Source organism: Coleofasciculus chthonoplastes PCC 7420 (assembly GCF_000155555.1).
GTDB lineage: Bacteria > Cyanobacteriota > Cyanobacteriia > Cyanobacteriales > Coleofasciculaceae > Coleofasciculus > Coleofasciculus chthonoplastes_A.
In genome coordinates this window covers 282995-298667 of the sequence record NZ_DS989841.1, presented here as the reverse complement: position 1 = coordinate 298667, position 15673 = coordinate 282995, and the positions used below count along the sequence as shown (strand labels likewise).

The 15673-nt window shown below is 43.7% G+C and carries 17 protein-coding genes; 11 read left to right on the top strand and 6 right to left on the bottom strand.

Going from position 1 to position 15673, the window contains the following annotated elements; translation table 11 throughout:
* Positions 1 to 3 precede the first annotated feature (3 nt).
* The 3 genes from MC7420_RS01275 to MC7420_RS01270 all read right to left on the bottom strand — a co-directional run bounded on the left by MC7420_RS01275 (position 4) and on the right by MC7420_RS01270 (position 912).
* Positions 4 to 411: an S-layer homology domain-containing protein gene (locus MC7420_RS01275; RefSeq protein WP_006098109.1), complete on the bottom strand. Its 408-nt coding sequence runs from the start codon at positions 409 to 411 to the stop codon at positions 4 to 6.
* 67 nt (positions 412 to 478) lie between these two features.
* Complete coding sequence (locus MC7420_RS41040; RefSeq protein ID WP_198016344.1) at positions 479 to 655, bottom strand: hypothetical protein; 177 nt, start codon at positions 653 to 655, stop codon at positions 479 to 481.
* Positions 652 to 912, bottom strand: coding sequence for a UPF0175 family protein (locus tag MC7420_RS01270; RefSeq protein ID WP_006098061.1), 261 nt, complete (start codon positions 910 to 912; stop codon positions 652 to 654). Before MC7420_RS01270 ends, MC7420_RS41040 begins: the two co-directional genes overlap by 4 nt.
* Positions 913 to 1268: 356 nt before the next feature.
* Between MC7420_RS01270 and MC7420_RS01265 the strand changes: the two genes are divergently transcribed.
* The 6 genes from MC7420_RS01265 (at position 1269) to MC7420_RS01240 (ending at position 6603) form a co-directional block, all read left to right on the top strand.
* Positions 1269 to 2303, top strand: a complete 1035-nt coding sequence (locus tag MC7420_RS01265; protein ID WP_006098084.1) for an AAA family ATPase — start codon at positions 1269 to 1271, stop codon at positions 2301 to 2303.
* Between the two features lie 6 nt (positions 2304 to 2309).
* Positions 2310 to 2477: a hypothetical protein gene (locus tag MC7420_RS38910; RefSeq protein ID WP_006098133.1), complete on the top strand. Its 168-nt coding sequence runs from the start codon at positions 2310 to 2312 to the stop codon at positions 2475 to 2477.
* 54 nt (positions 2478 to 2531) lie between these two features.
* Positions 2532 to 3179 (top strand): hypothetical protein, encoded by a 648-nt coding sequence (locus MC7420_RS01260; protein ID WP_006097924.1) that lies wholly within the window; start codon positions 2532 to 2534, stop codon positions 3177 to 3179.
* Between the two features lie 57 nt (positions 3180 to 3236).
* Positions 3237 to 4681, top strand: a protein-coding gene (locus tag MC7420_RS01250; RefSeq protein WP_390434657.1) for an IS5-like element ISMich1 family transposase whose coding sequence is annotated in 2 segments (ribosomal slippage) — positions 3237 to 3677 and positions 3680 to 4681 — 1443 coding nt in all. Because the reading frame shifts where the segments join, the coding sequence is not laid out codon by codon here.
* 78 nt (positions 4682 to 4759) lie between these two features.
* Positions 4760 to 5341, top strand: coding sequence for a S8 family serine peptidase (locus MC7420_RS01245; protein WP_157452976.1), 582 nt, complete (start codon positions 4760 to 4762; stop codon positions 5339 to 5341).
* A 77-nt stretch (positions 5342 to 5418) separates the two neighbouring features.
* Positions 5419 to 6603 carry a S8 family serine peptidase gene (locus MC7420_RS01240; protein WP_044204225.1) on the top strand — a complete coding sequence of 395 codons (1185 nt, stop codon included), beginning with the start codon at positions 5419 to 5421 and terminating at the stop codon, positions 6601 to 6603.
* A gap of 109 nt (positions 6604 to 6712) precedes the next feature.
* On the opposite strand, the gene MC7420_RS01235 is transcribed toward MC7420_RS01240, so the two are convergent.
* Positions 6713 to 7750, bottom strand: coding sequence for an IS630 family transposase (locus MC7420_RS01235; RefSeq protein WP_006097775.1), 1038 nt, complete (start codon positions 7748 to 7750; stop codon positions 6713 to 6715).
* A gap of 34 nt (positions 7751 to 7784) precedes the next feature.
* The gene (locus tag MC7420_RS38905) at positions 7785 to 7937 is read right to left on the bottom strand and encodes a hypothetical protein (protein ID WP_157452975.1); all 153 of its coding nucleotides are present in this window, start codon (positions 7935 to 7937) and stop codon (positions 7785 to 7787) included.
* A gap of 228 nt (positions 7938 to 8165) precedes the next feature.
* Between MC7420_RS38905 and MC7420_RS01230 the strand changes: the two genes are divergently transcribed.
* The 3 genes from MC7420_RS01230 (at position 8166) to MC7420_RS01220 (ending at position 12214) form a co-directional block, all read left to right on the top strand.
* The gene (locus MC7420_RS01230) at positions 8166 to 9884 is read left to right on the top strand and encodes a diflavin flavoprotein (RefSeq protein WP_006097804.1); all 1719 of its coding nucleotides are present in this window, start codon (positions 8166 to 8168) and stop codon (positions 9882 to 9884) included.
* 41 nt (positions 9885 to 9925) lie between these two features.
* Positions 9926 to 10303, top strand: coding sequence for a GxxExxY protein (locus tag MC7420_RS01225; RefSeq protein WP_006098212.1), 378 nt, complete (start codon positions 9926 to 9928; stop codon positions 10301 to 10303).
* A gap of 186 nt (positions 10304 to 10489) precedes the next feature.
* The gene (locus tag MC7420_RS01220) at positions 10490 to 12214 is read left to right on the top strand and encodes a diflavin flavoprotein (protein WP_006098242.1); all 1725 of its coding nucleotides are present in this window, start codon (positions 10490 to 10492) and stop codon (positions 12212 to 12214) included.
* A 75-nt stretch (positions 12215 to 12289) separates the two neighbouring features.
* On the opposite strand, the gene MC7420_RS01215 is transcribed toward MC7420_RS01220, so the two are convergent.
* Entirely contained in the window at positions 12290 to 12544 is a 255-nt protein-coding gene (locus MC7420_RS01215; RefSeq protein ID WP_006097882.1) for a UPF0175 family protein, read from the bottom strand.
* A 288-nt stretch (positions 12545 to 12832) separates the two neighbouring features.
* On the opposite strand from MC7420_RS01215, the gene MC7420_RS01210 reads away from it, so the two are divergent.
* Positions 12833 to 14683: an ATP-binding protein gene (locus MC7420_RS01210; RefSeq protein WP_006097922.1), complete on the top strand. Its 1851-nt coding sequence runs from the start codon at positions 12833 to 12835 to the stop codon at positions 14681 to 14683.
* Between the two features lie 378 nt (positions 14684 to 15061).
* Complete coding sequence (locus MC7420_RS01205; protein ID WP_006098020.1) at positions 15062 to 15664, top strand: Uma2 family endonuclease; 603 nt, start codon at positions 15062 to 15064, stop codon at positions 15662 to 15664.
* Positions 15665 to 15673: the final 9 nt, after the last annotated feature.

Here is a 15673-nt window from a genome sequence, read left to right as displayed (position 1 = left end):
CAATCAAATCATTGGGTTTAAAGACTTGACCGGGATATCCAGAGAGAAATCCTTTGCGATAGGTATTTGAATCGCATCTTGCCCCCAATAGGAGGCGGAGACATCTTTAAAGTTAATCGCATTTCGTTCTAAGGTGGCATTTGGAAATGCTTGGTCAATCATCGCCGCATATTCAGCGCGAGTAATCACATTATTAGGTTTAAAGGTTTGATCGGGATAACCACTGACTACTCCTTGCTGAGTCAGTCCTTGAATACATTGTTCAGCCCAATGACCTTGGATATCTGAGTAGTTCTGTGCTTTTACAGGTGGGGCAATACTTCCACCAAAAGCACTGGCAAAGAGTCCGACCGATAGCCAGGAAAATATTGGTTTAAGGTGTTGGACAGAATAAAGTATAGTGTTTTTCATAGCGCCCAATTCTCTAATTTTTTGATGTATTGGGTATCTTTTAGCAAAAATACGATCCTATATGCCTCTAACTTAAGAGGATGATTGGATTGGGGGTTTTTATAACTTTAGGTAGAGGCGCGATCGCTCTTTTCCAAACGGCTTGAGGGAGAAACACACCATCAGGAAATCGCTGGTGCAACAGAGAAAGCTGCCCAATTGTACTTAGGGCAATTAAAATTGAAGAATTGGTAACGGCTCTCAACCCAAAGACTCCAGTGTTTCAAGGTCTGCTTCCAATTCTTCTAGATCATAACTCCGTTCAATACCTTCTTGACCTAACAACTCGTGAAATTGCCATTTAGTCATTTGTGCGAGTTCTCGGGCTTTAGCGAAGGATAGTATTCCCTTTTGGTATAATCGGATGGCGAGTTCCTGACGCAGACGGGGAAGGCGTTCGGTTGGTGGTACTCGCAACGCTTCGGCAAGGTTATCGGGAATTTCTAGAGTTAGTTTGGTCATGTTATTTACTCAGATAGGGAATTTTGCTTTGATTCTATCTGCGACGAATTGACTTGAAGTATGGTATTAATGTTCTGTGTGGCTGCAATACAGGTATTGTAAAAATGTGATAATGAGCTATCAGGCGATCGCACCTAAAGATGATAGCCTATCTACAGTTGAGCCAAAGGAGATAATCGTCCTGTTGATCATCAAATCTTAATAGTTTTGACACCCTTTTTATAGTACAATTGAACTACTAAAGTAAAATCGTAGCCTATCTCAACACCAGTTAAATCCTCAACTGTCTTGAGGATAGTGCAAAATATATTTTCCCGATGGGGTTAACGACGCTTAGGTAGCGTATAAAGAGGACAATGGCAAGAGCAGATCTGTTAAAAAAACTCCTACAGAGCTACCAAAAGCGTGATGACCGAGCTTTCCGTGAGGCGGCGGCAGAAATTATTGAACAGGAGAGAAAGAAGCATCATATTGTTTTGGCAAACGAGCTAGAGCGAATACTGAAGAATGGGAACGGGTATATAGAACAAGGACAACCGTCTAATCTGACACTATTTGAACCTATTCCGCGAGATGCCGACAAGGGAGTCGGATTACTTGAAACAAAGTGGACTAGCCGTTATCTGGATGATCTAATTTTGAGCCAAGAGATCCAGCATTCTATTGAGAGGCTTATGCGTGAATTTCGGGAATGGGAAGTGCTAGAGGCGAATGGCTTGCTTCCAGTGCGACGGGTTTTGTTTTGCGGTCCATCTGGATGTGGTAAAACAGCAGCAGCCGAAGCCATTGCCGCAGAATTAGGACTGCCTCTGTTGTATGTTCGCTTTGATGCTGTTGTTTCATCACTGCTAGGTGAAACGGCTGCTAATCTCCGCAGAGTCTTTGACTATGCTCAAAGAGGACAGTGGGTGATGTTTTTTGATGAGTTTGACGCTATAGGTCGTTCGCGGGACGATCCGACAGAGCATAGTGAGATTAAGCGAGTTGTTAATTCATATCTCCAAATTGTGGATAACTTCAGTGGCAGATCTCTAGTCATTGCGGCAACAAACTTTGAGCAGGCTTTAGATCCAGCCGCTTGGAGAAGATTTGATGATATAATTCGTTTTGAGAAACCGACGAATGAGCAGCTTAAGCAGTTGGTAAAAAAAAGACTAGCCCCTCTCAAATTTAAAGCGTCACAAGTCAATGAAATTGTGAGTCATCTCTCCAACTCAACTTATGCAGACGCCGAGCGAGTTTGTCTTGATATCCGTAAGTCATGTGCTATTCAGGGTACTCGGCAAATCACCCAGGAAGATGTGGCAGAAGCTGTCTCTCGATATTCTTATCGTCAGGCTATCCTGGAAAAAGCATCTAGCAGTCCCATTGCAACAATTGATAAAGATTAAGAAATTATGCCAAAACTTAAACCTGGTTCGGGTCAGTATTTGCACATTGAATTTGTTCGGGATGTAAAACGTCAACCAGAGCGACGAAAAAGAGGGGGTTATAGCGGACTGAAGCCACCAGTTCCAGATGATCGAGATCAACACGCTCAAGAAATTTCTCAAGAGATCACTTAGGCAGTTCAACAAATATCTCAAGCTCGTCAAGGTTGGGGCATAGAGCCTTCCAAATTGTTCGTTTTAGAGTTTAGTAGTGTCAATCTTGATCTGCGAGATATTTTTGAGCAGCGTTTTGGAGCTTGGGTTGTTAGCGAATATAAGGATAAGGTTGAAAAGGATAAGGTTGAAAACCAAGAGCGATATCGGTTTCTTGTTCAATTTCCTACTGAAACATCTCGTCAGCATTTACAAGAAGAAATTCGACTGTACAGAACAGAAGCTAATAATATTGAAGTTTTGCCTTTAGGTATGAGGCAGAATTTTTGTGACGCTCTACAAGCTGTGCGTTCTATATCGCGAGATGAAAGAATTGGGGTGCGTCTTCGTGAAGAGGGATTTCCTGAAGTAGAACCTTTCTATCTGGATATTGATCTTTGGCATCCTGGAGATTCCTCAGATGCTCGCCAAGTGCTAAATGATATACGCTCAATGTGTGCAAATTATGGCGGCGAATTAAAAGAGGAAGTACGCACATCTAGTTTGCTGTTAATTAAAGTTTATGGTTCTAGACAATTAGCTGAAGCTCTTCTGGAGTTAGACTGGGTTGCTCGTGTTGATCTTCCTCCTAAATTGTCACAAGCTTACTCAGAGATATTTAGGGCTTGCTGCACAAGACCGAAACCCTTAACCATCAATGCTTTGATCCGTATTTACAGTTGACTTGGTGCTCATGAATCTGGTAAAATTGCTCAAAATCCTTGCATCATGATCAGGTAGATGTACCGAAAAGTTGAGAACGCCCCCAGGGAAGCCGAAGATTTTGAACTACCATTTGAAGGAAAGTTATCACAGGATAACCGCTGGGTAATCATGGCTTCTTTAGTACCTTGGGAGGAATTTGAAGAAGAATATGCCCAAAATTTTTCTGCGGAAATGGGAGCGCCAGCGCTACCATTTAGGGTAGCACTGGGTTCATTAATAATCAAAGAAAAACTAGGAATAAGTGATAGAGAGACAGTCGAACAAATCAAAGAAAACCCTTACTTACAATACTTTATAGGTCAAAGGCATTACAGCAGCGAAGCTCCTTATGACTCATCACTATTGGCCAGATTCCGGGAAAGGATAAATGTGAATCTAGTCAACCGAATAAATGAGAAAATGGTGAAGAAAAGTCAATCAGAGACGGATGAAGAAGCTAAAAAAAAAGTGCCGAAATCCAAAGTCAAGAAAGAAGAGAGTCAGCCAATAAAGGACAACTAATAGTTGATGCAAGCTGTGTGCCAGGAGATATAAGTTATCCCAATGATTTGGGGATATTAAATAAAGCTAGGGTCAAAACCGAAAAAATAATAGACAGTCTATATGAACCCCTGAAGGATCAACTAAATAAAAAACCAAAAACTTATAGAAATAGAGCCAGAAAGAATTACTTAAAAGTAGCAAAGAAAAAGAGACAAACAAGAAAAGAAATAAGAAAAGCAATAAAAAAACAACTGCAATACATAAAGAGAAACTTGGGGAGTATAGACGCGCTAGTTAAGGCAGGGTCTAGTCTTGGGGCATTGAGTCGTACTGAATATAAGAGCCTGTTGGTAGTTAGCGAAATCTATCGTCAGCAAGAATGGATGTACAATAATAAAGTTCATAGAATTGAGCATAGAATAGTAAATGTGAGTCAAGCCCATATCCGTCCAATAGTTAGAGGCAAAGCGGGAGTTGCCGTAGAATTTGGAGCTAAAATATCGGCAAGTGTAAGAGATGGATACGTATTTTTAGACCGTATCAGTTGGGATAACTTTAATGAATCTGTCGATTTAAAAGCTCAAATAGAAGCTTATTATAACTACACAGGATTCTATCCAGAATCCGTTCATGTAGATAAAATCTATCGCAGTCGAGCCAATCGATCCTTCTGTAAAGAAAAAGGAATTAGAATCAGTGGCCCTCCCTTAGGAAGACCGAAAGCCAATGTCAGTCAAGAATTAAAGAAACAAGCTCAAGAAGACGAGAGAATTCGCAATAATATTGAAGGAAAATTTGGCATATCAAAACGTAGATATAGCCTAAGTCGCGTCATGGCTAAACTACCTCATACGTCCGAAACAGCTATTGCCATTACTTTCCTCGTCATGAATCTGTCTGCCCTGCTCAGGCAGGTTTTTTGTCTTTTTTATATATATTCCACAATCAAGTCTTTTTCGGCGTCAATTCATTATTAAACCTTATAATTAAGCGAATCGTTAACAACAATAACTTAAGTTCGCTGTCGTATTATATAACTACTTAATCCATCAGTTGTGTTTCTTCGACTTATTCAGCAGACCCTATTTAGTGATATTGAGCCGCCTGACCCCATGCCCATTCCTGCCGATGAAGATCCTCTTGTTTGTATCGTAGATAGTGGTGTAGTCTCAGGACATCCATTTTTGATGAATTGGGTGATTGAGGAGCGAGATTTTGATACAGGTGAAGATACTCCTACCGACTTAAATGGTCATGGAACCTCAGTTGCAGGTTTGGTTGTTTACGGTGATATTGCTAAGTGTATCGAAAGTCGTAACTGGCAACCTAAAGTTAAAATATGTAGTGCAAAAGTCTTGTGCCATGATGCCATTTGGCAACGCCCTGTTATTCCAGAACAACATCGTGCTGAAAAGCTCATAGAAGATGCTATTCGCTATTTTTGGAAAGACAGAAGTTGTCAGATATTCAATCTCTCAATTGAAAATTCAGTAGAGGTTTACAGGGGTGGACGGAAATTTCCCTGGGCTGAGAAACTTGATGAACTAGCAAGAGAACTAGATATCGTTATCGTTCAAATTGCTGGGAACCGAGACAATCCTCCACTACCCGAAAAAGTATATAGCAATCCTATTTAGGTTGTGGCAATTTTCAAAAATGAAACCCTTGCTATACCTGGCTTTCGAGCTTTTCGCTTGTTGCATCCTATTTAGGATTGCTATATATTAGAGAGCAAGCTCAGGAAGCTATCCGAACAAACTTACTAAAGGATCAAGATCAGAGAATTTGCAATCCCGGTACGGCTGCACTGGCTCTTACAGTTGGTGCTATAGCCAGATCAGATGCACTTGGGCATCATCAACAGAATATTGGACCTCGGTTAACAGATGCTTTTGTAGGTGTGCCAGCTAATGCACCAGCACCCTTCACTAGAATAGGACCCGGACTGTCTTCTGGAACGAAAAATTTTGCTATTAAACCCGATATTGTTGCCTATGGTGGCAATTGGGCAATTCAAACAGTAGTTGGCGGAAATCCCAGTTGGAAACCTTTCGTTTTTCTCGGTGAACCAACCATTCAGAAAGAGCAAAATGGTCGATTTATGACAGCCCGATCTGGTACTTCTTTCGCTTGTCCTCATGTAGCTCATGCTTGTGCGATCGCGTCTGCCAGTCTAGAGGCAACTCTGGGGTACAAACCATCTGCCAATTTAATTCGTGCGTTGGTAGGTAGTGCAACAATTCCGCCTCTATGTCCTCCAGGTTGGTTAGATGATGAGAAAGAAACACTTCGTTTGGTGGGTTACGGAATGTGTTCAGTAGACGACTTAAGATGGTCTAAGAAAAATCGGGTTCGTTTAATTGCGATGGATGAGCTTGAGTTAGATAAACTTCATATTTATCGCATCGCTATTCCTGAAATTTTTATAGCAACAAAAGGAAAGAGGGGTATAACAGTCGCCCTAGCCTACGATCCGCCAGTTCGCTCCAGCCGCAAGGAATATCTGGCAAATACAATGTGGGTTGAAGCATTGCAGGGACTAACGGATGAAGAGGTGCAGTTATATAAGGCTAAATTCACAGGTGAAGATGCACCAAAACCGCCATCAGGTTCAGAAATAAAAGAGTTACAACCTCCAAAAACAAACCTACAATGGTCAACGCTTCAAGTAAGACGAAGAACGTGGAGTCGCAAAAAGTTTCGAGTACCTAATGGTGAAACAGAACCAGTTATTCATTTTGTTGTCGGTTGTCAGCAAAGATTCCCGACAGAATTTGACTATAAACAGCGATATGGTTTAGTTGTTCTTTTTTGGCATGAATCCGAGGAGATAGAGTTATACCAAGCGTTACGAAATCGAGTAACTCTCAAAGCGGCTCGTGTACGAGTGGGGGTTTGATGTAAATGATTTAATGTGACAGTCTTGCTCCAAAAAGTTTAGCTAAATCCTGTCGTAATCCTTGACCAATATAAAACTTTAATAGAGCATCCAATGACATATAGCAATCCTAAATAGATTGTGGCAATTTTCCATACTGAAATATTTTGGGAAAATCGAATATTTGACCATCAGCAAAAAACTTAAATAACCACTTAACTATTTTAAAAGAGCTGCAAAGATGATAAAATTGTCTAATGAAAGTTTTAACTTGCAACCAAATATCTTCGACTGGATTTTGTTCGGGAGCGTTCGGAGCAAATTTTGTACAACTTATCAACCAGTCTTCCTCTGATAAATCTTGATTAATTGTCTTTAAGTATTCTCGAAACTGCTTGGAATCATGGTAAGTTGCACCATCCCAAAATATCGATAATTTTTTCCCGGGTCGTTTCCTTTGTAAATATTCGATGAAATCGATTGTATTTTCGCTGTTTCCACTTTTATATTCTTTGACTATAAACTCTTTGGTTTGATAATCTAAAGCCCCATAATAAGTCTGTCTTTCTTTTTCATTTTTGAGAGGGACTTCTATTCTTGCATCTGTTCTTCCCCACGCATAACCTAACAAATCACCCCACAGCAGATGACATTCGTCAAGCATAAGCACCGTCCGGCTTCCAGCTTCTATTTCCGGTTTCCATTTTTCTAGCCTTGCCTCTATTTCTTTTTTTTTAGCTTTGACTAATTCATCATTTTTAGCCGGATTCTTTTTTTGAGTCTTTTTCCAACTCACTTGAGCCTCTTTAAATAAGCTATAATAACTTTGATTGGACTCAAAAACTACATTATATTGCTCCTGCAAATACTTCTGCAAGTCTGATAATCTTAGATAATCTTGTTCTCTCAACCACTGAATTGTTTGCTCTTTTTCTTCAGATTTTAAGTAACCTGCTCTACCTTTATATTGAAGCTTTAAACTTTCTACACCCTGAAAAAGCGCTTGATTTTTCCATTGGCTGATAAAACTGTGAGAAACTTTTAATATTTCTTTGACTTCACGATAAGATTTTCCTTCCAAAATCATTTTTACCGCCAAGGCTCTTTTAATTTCTTTGGTCTCTTTTGTCTGATTGATAAAATTAGCCAATTCATCTATAATGTTCATCTTTTGTCTTTTTACTAGGGATGTATTATTACTATTATATCTGTTGCGACCTATTTAGGGCTGCTATATCTCGACTAGCCGCCACTTTTTTGAGGGACTCCACTGTGTCTGTAGGAATCTTGAGTGATACTGTCTCAGTCGCCCGTGGATGCAAACGCAGTTTAAATGTTTCTTCAGGCTGGTTCATAGCATTTTCGTTCAATACGAGTATCAATACAAGCAGAATTGCCTACACTCTAACTATTCTCTATGATGACGGTTTGGTGCGGTTAATCCAACTCACTCAAAAGCTGTGATAGGTATTTCTACTCAACACTTATAAGGATTTCTGATACAGCCCCTGGGGGTGATCGTGTAAAAATGAAGAAAAAATAAATCGTTTTAATAAACGTAGCTGATACAGGAGTCAACATCCATGGTCGTACTCACCGATCGCACCCAGAAGCGCTTAACTATGCAGACGGGCGAAATCGCGCCAGATACAACAACGATCCGCTCCTTAGACTGGGATCGCGATCGCTTCGATATTGAGTTTGGGCTGCAAAACGGCACCACCTATAACTCGTTCCTGATTCGGGGTGAGAAAATTGCCCTGGTGGATACCTCCCATGAAAAGTTTCGTGAACGTTACTTAGATACTCTCAAGGGGTTGATTGAACCCAGTCAAATTGATTATCTGATTATTAGCCACACGGAACCCGATCACAGTGGCTTAGTCAAGGATATTGTCCAACTTGCGCCAGAGATTACCGTTGTTGGGTCAAAAGTGGCGATTCAATTCCTGGAAGACTTAGTACATCACCCCTTTAAACGGCAGATCGTCAAAAACGGCGATCAACTGGACTTAGGCAAAGGGCATGTCTTGGAATTTGTCAATGCCCCCAACCTGCATTGGCCCGACACTATCTTCAGCTACGATGCTGGAACCCAAGTCATGTTTACCTGTGATGCCTTCGGGATGCACTACTGTTCCGACAGCACCTACGACGAAGACATGAGTGCCATAGAAGCCGACTTCCGCTTCTACTACGACTGCTTAATGGCACCCAATGCCCGTTCCGTTCTCTCCGCCCTAAAACGGATGGATAAGCTGGGAGACGTAACCACCGTCGCCACGGGTCATGGTCCTCTATTATTGCATCATGTCGGGGAATGGGTAGATCGGTATCGGCGCTGGAGTAAAGCCCAGGCAAAAGCCGAAACCTCTGTCATCGTCTTTTATGTGTCCGATTACGGGTATAGCGATCGCCTTTCCCAAGCCATTGCCCGAGGCATTACCAAAACTGGCGTGGGCGTGGAAATGATGGACTTAAAATCGGCAGATCCGCAAGAAGTCCAAGAAACCGTCAGTCGCGCCGGGGGAATTGCGATCGCGATGCCTCCCGCCTCGAATAAAGCCGCCACCGCCGCCGTGAGTACCGTCCTCGCTGCCGTAAAATCCAAGCAAACGGTGGGTTTGTTTGAATCGTATGGCGGAGATGACGAACCCATTGACCCCCTACTGAGTCAATTCCGCAACCTCGGACTCAAAGAAGGATTTGCCGCGATTCGGGTCAAAGAAACGCCAACCGAAGCCATCTATCAACTCTGCGAAGAAGCCGGAACCGATATGGGGCAACTCCTCACCCGCGATCGCAATATCAAGCAACGGAAATCTATCGATAATGACCTAGAAAAAGCCCTAGGACGGATCAGCGGCGGACTTTATATTATTACCGCCCAAAAAGGTGACATTAAAAGTGCCATGTTAGCCTCCTGGGTATCCCAAGCCAGCTTCAAACCCCTCGGCTTAACCATCGCCGTCGCTAAAGATCGGGCGATTGAGTCTTTGATGCAAGTTAGCGATCGCTTTGTGCTGAATATTCTACAAGAGGGCAATTATCAGGCATTAATGAAGCACTTCCTCAAGCGTTTTCCCCCTGGTGCCGATCGGTTTGAAGGAGTGAACACGCAAACAGCGACGAATGGATCACCGATTCTCACCGATGCGTTGGCGTATGTGGAATGTAAGGTGGAAAGTCGGATGGAGTTGAGTGACCATTGGATTGTCTACGCCTCTGTGGATACTGGACGAGTGTCTAAGGCGGATGCATTAACGGCGGTTCATCATCGTAAAGTGGGGAATTATTATTAAACGCAGAGGTACGCAGAGGTCAACGCAGAGGTACGCAGAGGATGACTGAAAATGAGGTGTCGGGAAAAGTGATTGGGTTGGCGATGAAGGTACACACGGCGTTGGGACCGGGTTTATTGGAGTCAGCCTACGAAGCTTGTTTGAGGTATGAACTGAACAAGGCTGGCTTAAACTTTGAACCCCAGAAACCATTACCCTTAGTCTATGAAGAGATTCGCCTCGAATGTGGATATCGAGTCGATCTCCTCGTCGAAAACAAAGTCATGGTTGAACTCAAAGCCGTTGACACCCTGCATCCCATCCACACCGCCCAACTCCTAACCTACCTCAAACTCTCCCACCAAAAACTCGGACTCCTAATCAACTTCAACGTCATCCATCTCAAAGACGGCATCAAACGAGTCGTCAACCACCTCTAACCCCCTCTGCGAACCTCTGCGCTTCCCTCTGCGCCCCTCTGCGTTAAAAAAACCCTTCACCCCCAACCCCCAACTCACCCATGAACCTCAAACGCAGCATCAACCCCCTCTAACCCCCTCTGCGCCCCTCTGCGCTTTCCTCTGCGCCCCTCTGCGTTAAAAAAACCCTTCACCCCAAACTAAACCATGAACCCTCCTACCCCTCGCGACGTTCAAGTCCTCCCCATCGCCTCCGACACCACCGTTCTCCGTTCCCGAACTTGGGATAGACTCAAATTTGAAATCGAATACGCCCTCCAACGCGGCACCACCGCCAATTCCTATCTCATCCAAGCCGAGAAAATCGCCCTGATTGACCCTCCAGGGGAATCCTTCACCGAAATCTTTTTAACCGAACTCCAACGCCGAATTGACCCCAAACAAATCGAGTATGTCATCCTCGGTCACGTCAATCCCAACCGAGGCGTTACCCTAAAAGCCTTACTCAAACTCGCCCCTCAGATACAATTTGTCTGTTCCAATCCCGGTGCGATCGCGCTGCGTGGTATCTTAGATGCACCGGATTTAAAAATAACGGTGGTACGGGGCGATGAAACCTTGGATTTAGGTAAGGGTCATCACCTGCAATTTATCCCCACCCCGAATCCCCGTTGGCCCGATGCCCTGTGTACCTACGACCCCCACACCGAAGTTCTATTTACCGATAAATTATTTGGTGCCCATCTGTGTGGGGATCAAGTCATGGATGAAGGCTGGACGACAATTAGCGAACATCGCCGCTATTATTTCGATTGCGTGATGGCGCCCCATGCGCGACAGGTGGAAAAGGCGCTGGATAAGATAGAGGAAGTGCAAGCAAGGCTTTATGCTACAGGTCATGGGCAATTGGTACGCTACAGCCTAATTCCCCTGACCCAATCCTATCGCCAATGGTGTGAGGCGCAAAAAACTCAAGACATCACCGTCGCCTTGCTGTATGCTTCTGCTTATGGGAATACCGGTACCGTTGCCCAGGCGATCGCACGGGGGATTACTAAGGCTGGAGTTGGTGTAGAATCGATTAACTGCGAAATCGCTGACCCGGAGGAAATTCGCACTGCCGTGGAAAAGGCGGAGGGGTTTGTCATGGGTTCTCCGACGTTAGGGGGTCATGCACCCACCCAGATTCAAACCGCTTTGGGGATTGTTTTATCCACGGCGACGAAAACAAAGCTGGCAGGGGTTTTTGGGTCTTTTGGTTGGAGTGGTGAAGCGATTGACCTGATTGAAAATAAGTTTAAGGATGCGGGGTATAAGTTTGGCTTTGAGACGATTCGGGTTAAGTTTAAGCCTACTGAAACCACACTGAAATACGCCGAAGAAGCGGGAACGGATTTTGCCCAAGCCTTGAAGAAAGCCAAGAAATCCCGCACGTCTCGCCAACCTGTCAGTGATGCCCAAGTTGCCCGAACGGAACAGGCTGTGGGGCGGTTAATTGGGTCACTTTGTATTATTACGGCGAAGCAGGGAGAACTGACGGGGGCGATGTTGGCAGATTGGATTTCCCAAGCCACGTTTACTCCACCAGGTTTAACAATTGCGGTGGCGAAAGACCGGGCAATTGAGTCATTAATGTATCAAGGTGAGCAATTTGTGGTGAATATTTTAGAGGAAGGGAAGCATTTGGGGTTAATGAAGCATTTCCTCAAACCCTTTGCCCCTGGGGAAGACCGATTTGCAGGGGTGGCGACGGAGGATGGCGAAAATGGTTGTCCGATTCTTAGCGATGCTTTGGCGTATGTGGAATGTACGGTGGATAATCGGATGGAATGTGGTGACCATTGGTTGATTTATGGGGTGGTGACGAATGGCAAGGTGTTATCGGAGGGGGTAACGGCGGTGCATCATCGCAAGTCGGGGACGCATTATTAGTGCAAAACAGTTAAATCCCCTAATGCTGCCACAATCGCAATTAGGGGTGCGGTGTTGATGACAATCCGTTCAGGTTCAGGCATTTTCTAAATCTGATAATAATTCGGCTTCGGTGAGGTCAATCATCGGCACACCATACCGATGTAAAGAAAGCAGGAATGAGACTCTATCGATGCCAACTAATGCAGCAGCCATGCCGGACGATAAGCGTTTCATTTCAAAGAGTTTGACTGCCATTGCCCATTTTGCCTCTTGTTCAAACTGTTCTTTAGTTTGTTGCAGGGCATCAGGAAAGGTTTCTGGGTAGCTAATTGTGAGTTTGTGTGACATAGTATTTTCTTGAATAGGGGGATGCAAAGGGATTTCTCTAGTATTAAAAGATGATTCCCGTTCGACGCCAATTGTGTTTTATTAATACTAATACCAATTTTCCCGAATTTTATGCCATATCCCGTCCCTTTGGGCAATAGCTGGGGAATGTATTCATTGCACGATTAGAATAGAACTTACGCAAAGCCTCTATTTGTAGTGGCGTGGCACACCTAATTTAGTAGATTAGCTTGGGTTCGTAGTAAGGGCTTTAGCCCTAGATTCGTGACAGTATAGGAGACTGATAGGATGGAACCAATTACCTGGGGATGGATTTTAGCCGCCGCTTTATCGGGGATTGTCGGAAATAAGGCGGATGTAGGGTTGGATACCTTGGGTAAGGGGTTGAAAGGGATGATAAATCGCCTCAAACCTGGAGATGCGCCAATGCATCAGGAGATACAAATGGCGGTGGGGCGGGCGTTTTTGTTGGCGCAGCAAAGTTTGGTGGAAGACTGTCGGCGTGAATTGATTGGTGAGAATAAAAGTATTTGGGATTGTCCACCTCAATACAAAAATGAGATAACTTGGCTAAACCAAAAGTTAAAACGGCTAAAGGCGGATTTACAGAAGCTGGAAAAAGGGGAATTTGGCGAATTAGCGGTGACACCTGTGGCTGATATTGACTCCCTGTTAACCCCAGATGGGGCGTTGGTTGGGGATACACTTGGGGTGGTGCGTCAACAATTGATGGTAGTCTTACAGCAGGAGAATGCGATCGCACTTTACCAAACCAAGGCTGTAACTCCCCAGGTAGGCTTGTTTGAACGGATGTGTGCCTATTTTGCAGTGGAGATGCAGCAGAATCGGGTATTGCGGGAGATGATTCAGGGACAATTACTGACTCAGATTAACGCCAATTTGAAACACCAGCAGGTGACGGTAGAGGATATCGAAGCATCCCTGACAGCGATTGGACAAAACATGGGCGAAATTAAAGGCTGGTTAAAACGTATCCATAACCAGTTATCAGGACATCCGGCGGTTCCGCTTCAGTTTCAATCCCTGATTGCGGAGAAGACAGAGGGATTTGTTGGGCGCGAGTTTGTGTTTCGGGCAATTCAGGACTTCTTGCAACAACAGCCCAATGGTTATTTTATTATTGAAGCTGATCCTGGTGTGGGCAAAAGTGCCATATTAGCCGAATATGTGCGACAGACCGGATGTGTGGCATACTTTAATGTGCGATCGCAAGGCATTAATCGCGCTGATGATTTTCTCAAGAGTGTTTGCCGTCAGTTAATTGAACGCTATCAGTTACCTTATGATTTGCCTTTACATCCAGAGAATACCCGCGATGGCAATTTCTTAGCGCGACTCTTAACCGAAATTGCCCCTCATCATTCCCCAGTCGTGATTGCGGTGGATGCGTTGGATGAGGTGGAGATGAAGAGTCAGACGGATGGGGCGAATGTTCTCTATCTTCCCCAGTCTTTACCCAATGGCGTTTATTTTATCTTGACAAAACGCCAAACGTATGTTCCGTTAACGGTGAATAAGCCCTACCTGTTTAATTTAATGGAGTATGGGGCAGAAAGTTTACAAGACGTACAGCGTTATATTAACCAACAGGTTCAGAAAAAGCCCTCATTACAACAGTGGCTAGAGAATCAGGGACAAGACATAGCCACCTTTATCACCACTCTGGCACAAAAGAGCGATCGCAACTTCATGTATTTGCGATATGTCTTAGAAGATATCGAGTCTGGCGCGTATCAGGATTTAAATCTTGCCAACTTACCCGAAGGTTTACAGCAATATTATTACCAGCATTGGCAACGCATGGGAATGACAGCGAAACCCTTACCGCGAACCAAGATTAAAATCGTCTATGTTTTAGCAGAAGCCCGGAAACCTGTATCATCGTTACTGATTTCCCAATTTGCGGGAGAAGATGCGTTAACGGTGCAGGAAGTCTTGGATGAATGGGATCAATTTTTGCGGGAGGAACAGATTGAAGGACAAACCCGTTATAGTATTTATCATGCCAGTTTCCAGGATTTTCTCCATCGTCAGGATATTGTCCAAGCGGCGGGGATAACCATTCGAGATATTAATGCCTTGATTGCCGATAATTTAGCCGAGGAATTGGGGTTGTAATGAAGTTTGTAGTTGCGCTGTCTTCACCATAAAATCCCACTTGATCTACTTAAATTAGCCCTGAACTAAAGTTCGGGCTAAAAGCTAAAACCCGTTAAAACGGGTTGACAAAATTACAGCGCTTTTCACGTTTATGGAATACAAAATTGTATCGGCTTGCTTTTCAGCGCAATGATCGTCTGTAGTCTACTAACTTGAAAACTGCTGTAATCGCCAAGCTAATTATTACTTGATTTTTAGGTTGCATAAATTTATTTACAGGCGTCCAAATCGGTAAAATTTCACTTAACTACTTTACCTTAAAAATAGGATATTTAGGTACATTTACTAGGACACATCTCATTTCATAAACAGGTATTTATAGGAGAAAAATTTATCATGAAAATCACACCTAAAAAAATGACGCTTGAGGAGTATCTTAATTATAACGACGGGACAGATACTCAGTATGAACTGATTAATGGTGAATTAATCGTTATGCCACCAGAAAGCGATTTAAATCAGCGCATTGTCATGTTTTTACTGAGCCATTTTCTCCAACAAGGAATTCCCTTCTATCGCTTGCGAATTGGGGCGGAAATTGTGGTGAGTGGTTCACGGGCAACAACGCGCTTACCCGATTTAATGGTACTTTCTGAGGAACTGGCAACAGCGTTAGAGGGGGCAAGTCGGTCTACAATAATGATTGATATGCCCCCGCCTCAGTTAGTGGTTGAGGTGGTATCACCGGGACGAGAAAATGCAGACCGAGATTATCGGTACAAACGTTCTGAATATGCAGCGCGGGGGATTGCCGAATATTGGATTGTTGACCCTTCGGCTTCGCTCAGGGTCAACCCAATACAACAACGGGTTACAGTGCTAGAGTGGGTAGAAGGGCTTTATGAGGAGAGGGTTTTTCAGGGTAATCAGCAGATTATTTCACCGATGCTACCGGATTTGGATTTAACGAGTGAAAGAGTGATTAATGCTGGAGGTTAAAATTTGGGT

Bases quoted from the DNA above. Each gene is read 5' to 3' on its own strand.
- MC7420_RS01275 (WP_006098109.1), bottom strand. From the start codon at position 411: ATGAAAAACACTATACTTTATTCTGTCCAACACCTTAAACCAATATTT.
- MC7420_RS01270 (WP_006098061.1), bottom strand. From the start codon at position 912: ATGACCAAACTAACTCTAGAAATTCCCGATAACCTTGCCGAAGCGTTG.
- MC7420_RS01265 (WP_006098084.1), top strand. From the start codon at position 1,269: ATGGCAAGAGCAGATCTGTTAAAAAAACTCCTACAGAGCTACCAAAAG.
- MC7420_RS38910 (WP_006098133.1), top strand. From the start codon at position 2,310: ATGCCAAAACTTAAACCTGGTTCGGGTCAGTATTTGCACATTGAATTT.
- MC7420_RS01235 (WP_006097775.1), bottom strand. From the start codon at position 7,750: ATGAACATTATAGATGAATTGGCTAATTTTATCAATCAGACAAAAGAG.
- MC7420_RS38905 (WP_157452975.1), bottom strand. From the start codon at position 7,937: ATGAACCAGCCTGAAGAAACATTTAAACTGCGTTTGCATCCACGGGCG.
- MC7420_RS01230 (WP_006097804.1), top strand. From the start codon at position 8,166: ATGGTCGTACTCACCGATCGCACCCAGAAGCGCTTAACTATGCAGACG.
- MC7420_RS01225 (WP_006098212.1), top strand. From the start codon at position 9,926: ATGACTGAAAATGAGGTGTCGGGAAAAGTGATTGGGTTGGCGATGAAG.
- MC7420_RS01220 (WP_006098242.1), top strand. From the start codon at position 10,490: ATGAACCCTCCTACCCCTCGCGACGTTCAAGTCCTCCCCATCGCCTCC.
- MC7420_RS01215 (WP_006097882.1), bottom strand. From the start codon at position 12,544: ATGTCACACAAACTCACAATTAGCTACCCAGAAACCTTTCCTGATGCC.
- MC7420_RS01210 (WP_006097922.1), top strand. From the start codon at position 12,833: ATGGAACCAATTACCTGGGGATGGATTTTAGCCGCCGCTTTATCGGGG.
- MC7420_RS01205 (WP_006098020.1), top strand. From the start codon at position 15,062: ATGAAAATCACACCTAAAAAAATGACGCTTGAGGAGTATCTTAATTAT.